The 11,736-nt window shown below is 64.7% G+C and carries 11 protein-coding genes; 8 read left to right on the top strand and 3 right to left on the bottom strand.

What is annotated here, in order from left to right:
* Positions 1–55 precede the first annotated feature (55 nt).
* The 3 genes from lgt (at position 56) to AAG591_RS14530 (ending at position 2,479) form a co-directional block, all read left to right on the top strand.
* Positions 56–949: a prolipoprotein diacylglyceryl transferase gene (gene lgt, locus AAG591_RS14540; protein WP_342532157.1), complete on the top strand. Its 894-nt coding sequence runs from the start codon at positions 56–58 to the stop codon at positions 947–949.
* An 83-nt stretch (positions 950–1,032) separates the two neighbouring features.
* Complete coding sequence (locus AAG591_RS14535) at positions 1,033–2,040, top strand: class I SAM-dependent methyltransferase (RefSeq protein ID WP_342532155.1); 1,008 nt, start codon at positions 1,033–1,035, stop codon at positions 2,038–2,040.
* A gap of 13 nt (positions 2,041–2,053) precedes the next feature.
* Positions 2,054–2,479 carry a DUF2147 domain-containing protein gene (locus AAG591_RS14530; protein ID WP_342532154.1) on the top strand — a complete coding sequence of 142 codons (426 nt, stop codon included), beginning with the start codon at positions 2,054–2,056 and terminating at the stop codon, positions 2,477–2,479.
* 27 nt (positions 2,480–2,506) lie between these two features.
* Here AAG591_RS14530 and AAG591_RS14525 read toward each other — a convergent pair whose 3' ends face one another.
* The 3 genes from AAG591_RS14525 to AAG591_RS14515 are packed head-to-tail and all read right to left on the bottom strand — an operon-like array spanning position 2,507 to position 6,332.
* Complete coding sequence (locus tag AAG591_RS14525; RefSeq protein WP_342532153.1) at positions 2,507–4,057, bottom strand: glycine betaine ABC transporter substrate-binding protein; 1,551 nt, start codon at positions 4,055–4,057, stop codon at positions 2,507–2,509.
* Positions 4,054–4,809, bottom strand: a complete 756-nt coding sequence (locus AAG591_RS14520; RefSeq protein WP_342532152.1) for an ATP-binding cassette domain-containing protein — start codon at positions 4,807–4,809, stop codon at positions 4,054–4,056. Before AAG591_RS14520 ends, AAG591_RS14525 begins: the two co-directional genes overlap by 4 nt.
* An 11-nt stretch (positions 4,810–4,820) precedes the next feature.
* Positions 4,821–6,332: a sensor histidine kinase gene (locus tag AAG591_RS14515; protein ID WP_342532150.1), complete on the bottom strand. Its 1,512-nt coding sequence runs from the start codon at positions 6,330–6,332 to the stop codon at positions 4,821–4,823.
* Positions 6,333–6,513: 181 nt separating this feature from the next.
* Between AAG591_RS14515 and AAG591_RS14510 the strand changes: the two genes are divergently transcribed.
* Genes AAG591_RS14510 through AAG591_RS14490 form a run of 5 tightly spaced genes read left to right on the top strand, consistent with a single transcriptional unit; the run spans position 6,514 to position 11,445 of the window.
* A complete protein-coding gene (locus AAG591_RS14510) occupies positions 6,514–7,683 on the top strand; it encodes an acyl-CoA dehydrogenase family protein (RefSeq protein ID WP_342532296.1) in 1,170 nt (389 codons plus the stop codon).
* 13 nt (positions 7,684–7,696) lie between these two features.
* Positions 7,697–8,716 (top strand): alpha/beta hydrolase, encoded by a 1,020-nt coding sequence (locus tag AAG591_RS14505; protein ID WP_342532148.1) that lies wholly within the window; start codon positions 7,697–7,699, stop codon positions 8,714–8,716.
* Positions 8,713–9,018, top strand: a complete 306-nt coding sequence (locus AAG591_RS14500; RefSeq protein WP_342532147.1) for an alkylphosphonate utilization protein — start codon at positions 8,713–8,715, stop codon at positions 9,016–9,018. Before AAG591_RS14505 ends, AAG591_RS14500 begins: the two co-directional genes overlap by 4 nt.
* 10 nt (positions 9,019–9,028) lie before the next feature.
* Positions 9,029–10,636, top strand: coding sequence for a carboxyl transferase domain-containing protein (locus tag AAG591_RS14495; RefSeq protein WP_342532146.1), 1,608 nt, complete (start codon positions 9,029–9,031; stop codon positions 10,634–10,636).
* A gap of 5 nt (positions 10,637–10,641) precedes the next feature.
* The gene (locus tag AAG591_RS14490; protein ID WP_342532145.1) at positions 10,642–11,445 is read left to right on the top strand and encodes a hypothetical protein; all 804 of its coding nucleotides are present in this window, start codon (positions 10,642–10,644) and stop codon (positions 11,443–11,445) included.
* Positions 11,446–11,736: the final 291 nt, after the last annotated feature.

Raw genomic sequence — 11,736 nt, 5'->3', positions numbered from 1 at the left:
CGCCGCATTGACGCAAGACGAGGCCATTCGGGCGTATCTCTAAGGGGTCGATGGGATGCTGTCACTAGTCGCCGAAGCCGCAAATCAGCCAATTTACTGGTCGGATCTGGGGCTGACGCCGGGTATCGAGCTCGGAAGTTTCACCCTGCGCTGGTACTCGCTGGCGTATATTTTCGGCATTGTCGTAGCGTATTTTCATCTTTCGCGGATGATCAAGGCGCCCGGCGCGCCGATGGCGCAGAAGCATGTCGAGGATCTGCTTTTTTATTGCACTCTCGGCGTGATCTTCGGCGGGCGGCTTGGCTACGCGATTTTCTACAAACCCGATCTCTTCCTCGATTTCAGCCATCCAGGGTGGATGCCCTGGGGCCTGCTGCGGCTGTGGGATGGTGGGATGAGCTTTCACGGCGGGGTGATCGGCGTTGTGCTCGCGCTGCTGTGGGTCAGCTATCGCAGCAATCTCAACTGGTTGCGCGTCGCCGACTACATCGCGGTCAATGTGCCCTTCGGCATGTTCTTCGGACGGCTGGCCAACTTCGTGAATGGTGAGCTGTGGGGCCGCCCCACCGATGTGCCGTGGGCGATGGTGTTCCCGGGAGGCGGCGACATCGCACGCCACCCAAGCCAGCTTTACCAGGCCGGGCTCGAAGGGCTGGCGATGGCGGCGATCATGCTCTCGCTGTTCTGGCTGACGCGGGCACGATGGAAGCCGGGCCTGCTGGTCGGCGTGTTCACCGCGGGCATCGCGGTCGCGCGGTTCATCAACGAGTTCTTCCGCCAGCCGGACGCGCAGCTGACCGAGTTCGCGGCCCGGTCCGGCCTGTCGATGGGGCAATGGCTGAGCATTCCGATGATCCTGATCGGGCTGGGCATCGTTGCCTATGCAATCAGCGGCAAGACGGGCACGGCGAAGCCGGTGCCGCAGGACGATCCCGAGAGCGCATCCTGAACGACACAGCCGATCAAGCAAGCCTGACCGGGCGGTTCCGGCGGCTGATCGCCATGCACGGACCGTTGCCGGTTGCCCGTTTCATGGGTGAGAGCAACGCGCAGTATTACGCCGCGCGCGATCCGCTGGGTGGCCCCAGGGAAGATGGTGGCGGTGACTTCGTGACCGCGCCCGAGATCAGCCAGATGTTCGGCGAGCTGGTGGGGCTATGGCTGGCGGATATCTGGACGCGCGCGGGCTCTCCCGAAAACGCCATCTATTGCGAGCTTGGGCCGGGGCGCGGCACGCTGGCCAAGGACGCACTGCGCAGCATGGCGCGTTTCGGCTGTAACCCACAGGTGCATTTCGTCGAGGGATCGCCCGCGCTGCGGAGCGTGCAAGCCGAAGCCGTCCCAGGCGCGCAGTTCCACGATGACCTGTCGAGCGTGCCCGAAGATGGTCCTCTGTTACTGGTAGCGAACGAGTTCTTCGACGCGTTGCCCGTACGCCAGCTGGTGCGGACCGAGGGGGGCTGGCGCGAACGGATGGTCGGATTGGGCGAGGATGACGCCTTCGTATTCGTCGCGGGCGACCAGCCGATGGACAGCGCAGTGCCCGCCCAATGGGCGGACAGCGCAGCGGGTACCATTATCGAAACCTGTCCCGCCGCAGCGGCGGTGATGGACGAGATCGCCCGGCGCCTGGCGGGCCAGGGCGGTGTTGCACTCGCAATCGATTACGGGCACCTCGCTTCGCGGACAGGCTCGACTTTTCAGGCGATCGCGCAGCACCGGAAGGTCGATCCGCTGGCCGGTCCGGGCACGGCAGACCTGACGGCACACGTCGATTTCGCCGCGCTGGCCGAAGTGGCGCAGCGCAAGGGCGTGCGGATGCTGGGAAGCGCGACCCAGGGCGAATGGCTGACCGCGCTGGGCATCGATGCGCGCGCAGCCGCGCTGGCAAAGGCGTCACCCAATAGGGCGGAGGAAGTCGAGGCCGCCCGCATCCGCCTCGTCGCAGCCGACCAGATGGGCGACCTGTTCAAGGTGATCGCGTTTGCCCATGCCGACTGGCCCGACGGGGCGGGGCTGCGGAACGGAGGCGGAGACTGACCGTTTGCGTCACATGAAACCGATCATCCCAGCATCGCTAGCCGCTGCCGCCGCGCTCGCCGCCCTCGCCAGCCCGCTCCTTGCAGCGGAGCCGATCACCGGCAGGTGGGTCACGCAGGATCGATCGGCAGTGGTGACGATCGGCGATTGCGGCGCGAGCCTGTGTGGAAAGATTTCGAAATTCCTCGAGACGCCCCCAGACGGTGCGGACCAGCGCGACGTCAACAACCCGAAGAAAGCGCTGCGCAGTCGCAAGTTGATGGGGCTGCCCGTGCTGACCGGCTTCAAGGAAGAGGACGACCTGTGGCGCGGCGAGATCTATGACCCGAAAAAGGGGAAGACCTATCGCTCCGTCATCCGTCGCAAGAGCGCGAGCGAACTTGAGGTGAAGGGCTGTATCGGCCCGTTCTGCCAGACCCAGGTGTGGAAGCGACCCTAAGGGCGACCCGCAACTGGCTTCCGATCTTCACTCGAGACCGATTTTCTTCGCGAGCGTCTCTGCCGCCTCTTGCGGGCTCTTCTTCTCGCCATCGGTTCGGTCGACCGAGAAGTTCGCCTCGCGCATGGCCTCGACATTGATCGATCCCAGCAACGGGCGCAGCGCGGCGATCAGGCGCTCGTCGTTCGCACGCTCGGGCGACAGGATGATCAAGGTGTCGTAGCTCGGCAAGGCCTCCCGCGGGTCCTCCAGAACGCGTAGCTTGTCCGCCGCGATCCGTCCGTCGGAAGTGTAAGCGGTAATTACGTCGGCTTCATCGGAGCGCAGAGCGTCGTACATGAAGGTCGGCGAGAAATTGCGCTGGTTGGCGAATTTCAGCCCGTAGGCATCGCGGACGGCAAACCACTCGGGCCGTTCGAACCATTCGGGATCGCCGCCCGCTACCAGCCGGGGGGCGGCACGCGCCAGATCGGTGATGGTGGTGATGCCGAGTTCCTTCGCCCGATCCTCGCGCATGGCGAAGGCATAGGCATTTTCGAAACCCAGCTTGCCGAGCACGCGGGTGCCCTGCTTCTCCCGCTCCCACTTCACGATCGCATTGTACATCGCGTCGCGGCCGGGATTGTCGGTCCGCTTCATCTGGTTGGCCCAGATCGTGCCGGTATAGTCGAAATAGAGGTCTATCGACCCATTGGCGACTGCTTGCGCGACCACCGCCGAGCCGAGCCCTTCGCGATACTCCACATTGTAGCCCGCATCGCGCAACCGATCGCCCACCAGTCGCCCGAGGATCAGTTGCTCGGAAAACTGCTTGGTTCCGATCACGATGGTGTCGCGCCCGTCGTCGCGGCTCCAGTCGACCTGGCTCGCGAATGCCGCCGCGACGCCCAGCGCCACTGCGATGGCACCGCCCAGCCAGCGCCGCCGGTCGCGATGGCGGAAGCCCGATTCGATGATCCCGAGCAGCGCGTCGGCGACGATGGCCAGCCCTGCGCTGGCGATGCAGCCCGCCAGCACCAGCGTCCAGTTCTGCGTCTGCAGCCCGGCGAAGATCGGATCGCCGAGACTGGGCCGGCCGATGGTGGTCGAAAGCGTCGCTGCGCCGATGGTCCACACCGCTGCGGTGCGAACGCCCGCCATGATGTAGGGCGCGGCGAGCGGCGCCTCGACAATCCGCAGCCGCTGCCAGAAGCTCATCCCCACCGCGTCGGCCGCCTGAAGCACGCCTGGGTCGAGGTTGGTCTGCGCTGTCACTGCGTTGCGCAGGATCGGCAGCAACGCATAAAGTGCTAGCGCGAGGAGCGCGGGCAGGAAGCCGAGTGTCGGCAGGTTGGGGCCGAATACTGCGCGCAAGCTGAGCAGGATTGGGAAGAACAGCGCCAGCAGGGCGAGTGCGGGGATCGTCTGCACCAAACTCGCAAAGCCCAGAGCGCCGCGCGAAACGGCCTGACTGCGGCTCGCCCACACCGCCAGCGGCAGCGCCACGGCGGTGCCGAGGCCGATCGCGCAGGCGGACAGGATGACATGCTGCGCCAGCACATCGCCGAGCCCGAGCAGCGCGGTCCACACCGCACTCACGCTTCGAGCTCCTTCATCCGTTGGGCCTGATGGCGCGGGATTTCGACCAGTGCCTGCGCGATGTCACCACCCTTGCCGCTGGCGAGCGCCTGCGGAGTTTCGTCGGCCACGATCCGTCCCCGGTCCATCACCAGCACGCGTTCGGCGAGGATCAATGCCTCGGCCATGTCATGCGTCACCATGATCGTGGTCAGGTCGAGCCGGGCGTGCAGATCGCGCACCCGCGTGCCCAGCGCATCGCGCGTCACCGGGTCGAGCGCGCCGAAGGGTTCGTCCATCAATAGCAGCTTCGGATCGCCCGCCAGCGCGCGCGCCACGCCGACCCGCTGCTGCTGCCCGCCCGAAAGCTCTGCCGGCAGGCGGCTGGCCATGTCGGGCTGAAGGTCGACCAGTTCGAGCAGTTCGGTAATCCGTTCGCCGGTCAGCTTTTCCCCCACCAGCCGCGGCCCCATGGCAATGTTCTCGCCCACGGTGAGATGCGGAAACAGCCCGATGCCCTGGAAAACGTAGCCCATCCGGCGGCGCATCTCGGTCGGGTCGCGGGTGGTCACATCCTCGCCATCGAGCAAAACGCGGCCCGTAGTCGGATCGACCAGCCGGTTGATCGTCTTGAGCAGGGTGGACTTGCCCGATCCCGACGCACCGACCAGTGCGATGAAGCTGCCCGGTTCGACGTTGAGGTCGATCCCGGCGAGTGCCTCGGTGGTGTCATAGCGTTTGGTGACGCCTTCGAACGCGAGCGATGAAGCCATGCGGTGGGACGTTACCCGGCGAGCACGGGAAGGGAAAGGTCGAGGGTCACGGACATGCCGCCATCGTCCCACTCGCGCTCGATCCTGCCTTGCAGCTGGCCCTCGACGCTCATCCGCAGCAGGCGCGAACCGAAGCCTTCGGTGTCCTGATCGTACTGCGGCACGCCCGGCTCGCGCCAGACGATCCGCAGCATCTCGTCCTCGCCATGCGAAATTGCGACGTCGACCACGCCTTCGTCGCGCGAAAGCACGCCGTACTTGGTCGAATTGGTCGCCAGTTCGTGAAACACCAGCGCCAGCGGGGTGGCGGCGCGCGGCTGCACCGCCAGATCGACGCCGGAAATCGCGATCCGCGGCGTATCGCCATCCACATAGGGCGCGAAGATCTGCTGCAGCAGGCCGTGCAGCGAGTTTTCCTGCGCCATGCCGGTGGGCGCGACGAACTCGTGCGCCCGACCGAGTGCCGAAATCTTGTCCGTCATCTCCTGCGCGAAATAGCGCAAGGTCGGGTCGCGGCGGGCGGACAGGGTGATCAGGCTCGAAACCACGGCGAAGATGTTCTTGATCCGGTGCGACAACTCGCGGGCGAGCAGGTCGCGGCTGTCGGAGAGGCGATGCACGTCGTCGATGTCGATGATCGTGCCCACCCAGCGCCAGGTGCCATCGCCCAGCTCAATCGGAACCGCGCGGCTGAGCGCCCAGCGATAGGACCCGTCGGCAAGCCGCAACCGCCATTCGTCGCTGTAGACCAGCTTGCGCTCGGTCGAAAAAGCGAACTTCTCGATCGTTGCGTCGAACTCGTCCGGATGGATGTAAGCGCGCCATTCCTCGATCGACTTCGGCGGCTTGGCCCCGGTGACTTCCGCCCAGCGGGCGTTGAAGAAATCGAAGGTAAGGTCCTCGTCGGCCGACCAGGCGATCCCCGGCACCGAATCGAGCACCAGATTGAGCATCCGCGCGCGATCCTTCTCGCGCGCCCGCGACCGCTTCGCCTCGCGCTCGTTCACGAAGCGGCGCAGCGCCGAGCGTGCAAGCACGCGCAGACCGTCCTGCTGCAACTGGGTAAGGCCGCCCGGACGCGGCTCTGTGTCGATCACGCACAGCGCGCCGAGCTGCGTTCCATCCTCGGTGATCATCGGGGCACCCGCGTAGAAACGCAGATGCGGCGGGCCCGTGACGAGCGCATTATCGGTAAAGCGAGAGTCCTCGGTCGCATCCTCGACGATGAACAGCTCTTCCTGCTGCATCGCTTGCGCGCAAAAGCTGACCGAGCGCGGCGTCTCGCGGTCTTCCATTCCGTGACGGGCGAGGAACCGCTGGCGATCCTGTTCGACGATGGTGACGCTGGCGCTGGGCGTGCCGCACAGCTGCGCGGCGAAATCGGCAATCGCGCGCAGCTCGTGATCGTCTTCGAGCGAATCGATGCCGAACGGAGCAAGCTCACGCGCGCGCGGATCGTCGTCCGTGGAAGAGGCATCCGGACGTTCCATGTCCGGGCCCTGATTCGATACGAGAGAGTCCATCTTCCCCTTCCAGCTTCGCCATATAGGGGCGTGAGCGACGAACGCTACAAAAGCTTCGCGAAGCATGATTTTTGTTAAGTCTCTCAAACCTCTGCGCCGATCGGTCGGGCCGCCGGTTTGCGATGGCGGGCGGGGTTGCTATGCGCGGCAGCGAAAGAGAAGGATGCCCCCAATGTCCAGTATGCGTGCGACCCCCGATTTCGACTTCCAGCTTGGCGAGAGCGCGGAGATGATCCGCGAAACCGTAGGCCGTTTCGCCGACGAACAGATCGTGCCGCTGGCCGAGAAGATCGACCGCGAGGACTGGTTCCCCCGCGAGGAGCTGTGGCAGCAGATGGGCGAACTCGGCCTGCACGGGATCACGGTGGACGAAGCCGATGGCGGCCTTGGCCTGGGCTATCTCGAGCACGTGATCGCGGTCGAGGAAGTAAGCCGGGCGAGTGCTTCGCTCGGGCTCAGCTACGGCGCGCACTCCAACCTGTGCGTCAACCAGATCCGCCGCTGGGGCAACGAGGAACAGAAGGCGAAGTACCTCGGTCCGCTGATCTCTGGCGAACACGTCGGCTCGCTGGCGATGAGCGAGGCGAGCGCGGGTTCGGACGTCGTCTCGATGAAACTCAAGGCCGACGCGGTAGAGGGCGGCTACCGCCTGAACGGCACCAAGTTCTGGATCACCAACGCGCCCTACGCCGATACGCTGGTGGTCTATGCCAAGACCGACAGCGAAGCCGGATCGCGCGGCATCACCGCCTTCCTGATCGAGAAAGGCGACGAGGGTTTCTCGATCGGCCAGAAGATCGAGAAAGTCGGCATGCGCGGCTCGCCAACGGCGGAGCTGGTGTTCGACGACTGCTTCGTGCCAGAGGATCGCGTCATGGGCCCGGTCGGCGGCGGCGTGGGCGTGCTGATGAGCGGGCTCGATTACGAGCGGGTGGTGCTTGCCGGACTGCAGCTCGGCATCATGCAGGCCTGCCTCGACACCGTGATCCCCTACCTTCGCGAGCGCACGCAGTTCGGCAAGCCGATCGGTTCCTTCCAGCTGATGCAGGCCAAGGTGGCGGACATGTACGTCGCGCTGCAATCGGCGCGCGCCTACACCTACGCGGTCGCCAAGAGCTGCGATGCGGGCCAGACCACCCGGTTCGATGCGGCGGGCGCGATCCTGCTGGCGAGCGAGAATGCCTTCCGCGTCGCGGCCGAAAGCGTGCAGGCGCTGGGCGGGGCGGGCTACACGCTCGACTGGCCGGTGGAACGCTATATGCGCGATGCCAAGCTGCTCGACATCGGCGCGGGCACGAACGAAATCCGGCGCATGCTGATCGGTCGGGAACTGATCGGGGCCGCTGGCTAAGGGGGGAATGACCATGCTGAAGAAGTTTGCTCTCGCGCTGGGTCTCGTCGCAGCTCTGGCCGTGCCCGCCGCTGCGCAGGACGCAGCGCGGCTCACGATCGAGACGGTCCATAGCCCCGCGATCGAGGGCAATCTGGAAGGCAACACCGCAACCCGCGAAGTCTACGTCATCACCCCGCCGGGGTACGACGAGCATCCGGATGCGCACTATCCCGTGGTCTACTTCCTCCATGGCTACTGGGGCTCGCCCAAGCGCTATATCGAGCATCACATCGACTTCACCGCTGCGGTCGACAAGGCGGCCGAGGCCGGTCACCCGATGATTCTCGTCGTGCCCAACGGCGACTCCAAATGGAAGGGCGCCTTCTATTCCTCCGGCCCGACCGTGGGCGACTACGAGGGCTTCGTAGCGCACGATCTGGTCGACTGGATCGACGCCAATTACCGTTCGATCCCGGACGCTGCGAGCCGCGGCCTGTCGGGCCATTCGATGGGCGGCTACGGCACCGCGCGGGTGGCGCTGAAGAACCCGGGCATCTTCTCCAGCATATACATGATGAGCGCGTGCTGCCTCGACCCGGCGGCGATGACGCCCGAGATGGCGCAGAAGATCGAGAGCATGAGCCCCGAAGAGGTCGAGAATGCCGAGTTCTTCCAGCTCGCGGCGATCTCCACGCTGGTCGCCTGGTCGCCCGACCCGACCGCCGAGGGCTTCCTCAAGGCCGACACCGGCCTGCGCGAGGACGGCACGATCGATCCGCTGGTCAACCAGCGCGTCGCCGCCAACGCGCCGGTGGTGATCCTGCCGCAATACCTGCGCTCGCTGACGACGCTCGACGGGTTCGCGATGGATATCGGCGACAAGGATTTCCTTCTCGAAGGCAATCGCATCTGGCGCGCCGAGCTCGACCGGTTCGGCGTCGACTACGATTTCGAACTCTACGAGGGCGATCACACCAACCGCGTGAACGAGCGTTTCGCCGATCACGTGATGCCCTTCTTCGCCGAGCATCTCGAAGGCGACAGCGAATGAGCGCCGACGAAGACTACGTCTACGACGAGGAAAGCGGGGAATGGATGCCGGCCTCCGAACTCACGGCGAAGCAGGCTGCGGCGGACACGGTCGAAGTGCGCGACGCGGTGGGTAACCTGCTGGCCGATGGCGACCAGGTGACGCTGATCAAGGATCTGGAGGTGAAGGGCGCGGGCCAGACGCTGAAGCAGGGCACGCTGATCAAATCGATCCGCCTGACCGGCGACGCGCAGGAGATCGACTGCAAGTACCCCGGCATCAAAGGCCTCGTCCTGCGCGCCGAGTTCGTGAAGAAACGCTGAGATAGAACATATGACCGCACCCGTACTCACCTCGATGCTCGACCGTGAAGCGCCCGATGCAAAGGCGCGCTTCGATCATAACAAGGCGCTTGCCACCGAACTGCGCGAGAAGGTCGCCGAGGCGGCGCTGGGCGGGAGCGAGAAGCATCGCGAGCGGCACGTCAGCCGCGGCAAGCTGCTTCCCCGCGAACGGGTGGAGCGGTTGCTTGATCCGGGCTCGCCTTTCCTCGAAGTCGGGCAGCTGGCGGCCAACGGCATGTACGAGGGCGACGTCAACGGCGCCTCGATGATTTGCGGCGTCGGGCGCGTGTCCGGGCGGCAGGTGATGATCGTGTGCAACGATCCGACGGTCAAAGGCGGGTCGTACTACCCGATGACGGTCAAGAAGCACCTTCGCGCGCAGGAAATCGCGCAGGAAAACCGCCTGCCGTGCATCTATCTGGTCGATAGCGGCGGCGCGAACCTGCCCTATCAGGCCGAGGTTTTCCCGGACAAGGAGCACTTCGGGCGCATCTTCTTCAACCAGGCGCAGATGAGCAGCCTCGGCATTCCGCAGATCGCCTGCGTGATGGGTTCCTGCACTGCGGGCGGGGCCTATGTGCCCGCGATGAGCGACGAGAGCGTGATCGTGCGCAATCAGGGCACTATCTTCCTTGCCGGCCCACCGCTGGTGAAGGCCGCGACGGGCGAGGAGATCAGCGCCGAGGATCTGGGCGGAGGCGATCTGCATGCGAAAAAGTCCGGCGTGGTTGATCACCTTGCCGAGAACGACGAGCACGCGCTGACCATCGTGCGCGATATCGTCAGCCATCTGGGTGCTAACACCGATGCGGCGACCAATATCGAGCTTCAGGAGCCGGTACCGCCCAAGTTCGACGCGGAAGACCTCTACGCGCTGATCCCCGAGGATGTGCGCGCGCCATACGACGTGCACGAGGTGATCGCCCGGCTGACCGACGGCAGCGAATTCCATGAGTTCAAGAAGGACTACGGCTCCACGCTTGTCTGCGGCTTCGCGCATATCTGGGGCATGCCGGTGGCGGTGCTCGCGAACAACGGCGTGCTGTTCTCCGAAAGCGCGGTGAAGGGTGCGCATTTCATCGAATTGGCGTGCCAGCGGCGCATCCCGCTGCTGTTCCTGCAGAACATCTCCGGCTTCATGGTCGGCGGGAAATACGAGGCGGAAGGGATCGCCAAGCATGGTGCAAAGCTGGTGACGGCGGTCGCCACCGCGAGCGTGCCCAAGGTCACCATCCTGATCGGCGGCAGCTTCGGGGCAGGCAATTACGGCATGTCGGGCCGCGCTTATTCTCCGCGCTTCCTGTTCAGCTGGCCCAACAGCCGCATCTCGGTGATGGGCGGCGAACAGGCGGCGTCGGTGCTCGCCACGGTCCACCGCGACGCGGACACGTGGACCGACGAACAGGCCGAGGAATTCAAGGCTCCCATCCGCCAGAAATACGAGGACGAGGGCAACCCCTACTACGCCACCGCGCGCCTGTGGGACGACGGCGTCATCGACCCCGTGCAGACCCGCGACGTTCTCGGCCTCGCCTTCGCCGCCTGCCTCGAAGCGCCGATCGAGGATCGCCCGCGCTTCGGCGTTTTTAGAATGTAGGCGCGGTGCTCGGCTATCGCTTCGAGGTCGTCTCTCGCCATCCTCCTGAGGAGGTAAAGCGACGGCTGAAATCCGAGATGCTACCTTGGTTTGAGGCGAAGAACGGCGCGCGCGGCTGGATCGTCGGCTCCTATCTCTGCCTTTGGCGGAGCGCCTTGGACAGGTACGGGCCGATGATCTTCGCCCGCATCCGTGGCGACGCTTTTGGATCGAAAGTGTCCGGCCGGGCCGGTTCCGATCTGAACGGCACGCTCTGGTTCGTGATCCTGACCCCGATCATGGCGTGGATCGTGTTCATGGCGCATCGGGAAGGCCAGTACTCGATCCAGATGTTCGTCACGGTCGGGATCGTCTTTGGGCTGGGTCTCCCCCTAACGCTTTGGTTCAACCACAAGATTCGGAAAGATGCCGATCCGCTGGTCCGCTTTGTGGAGCGATCGGTTGGAGCAGTGACACCGCAGATGCGCGACGCCGGACGCATAAAAATCCTATCCGCAGTGCCGGTCCCCGATGCACGAATAGAAGTCGACGGGGTGCGGGACCATCGGGCCCCTTCCGAGGAAGCCATCTTCGCCGGACTCGACGGATTGGAGGCCGACGGCATCCTGATCCTCGAATTTGGGAAGCATCACTACATGCAGACCTTGAGGGAGGGCGACTTGTTCATCCTTGAACGTCGCGATGGGAGTTCGAACGAGCATTATCGGTCGCGCGATAAACTCACCTTTGCCGAGGTGACTGACGCCTTCTGCCTATATTTGCGGCGGGAACCTGCAATCGACGAAATCAGTTGGGAGCGGGTTTTGTAAGCCCTGCTGGAGACATCCTCGCCGAGTGACAAGAGTGACACGTGTCACCCTCGTGTCACCCTGAAAAAATGCCCGTCTACCAGAAGCTTGGATAGCGGAAGGCGACACTTTGCGGGATTCGCGCGGATTTTTTTTGCGCGAGGGTTCCGCGTGAGGGACCGGGCAACGACGATGCGAAAGAGCGGCGCCGATGTTAGCGCTGGAAGGTCGAGTAGGAAAATTCCTCCGTCCGCACGCGCAGCAGCCGCGGTCCCGCAATCTCTCGCCGGGGTGCCGTTCGTCGATGGGGCA

Source organism: Citromicrobium bathyomarinum (genome assembly GCF_038594485.1).
Classification (GTDB): domain Bacteria; phylum Pseudomonadota; class Alphaproteobacteria; order Sphingomonadales; family Sphingomonadaceae; genus Alteriqipengyuania; species Alteriqipengyuania bathyomarina_A.
Note: the sequence above shows the minus strand (reverse complement) of the source record. Positions and strands in the feature narration are given on the sequence as shown.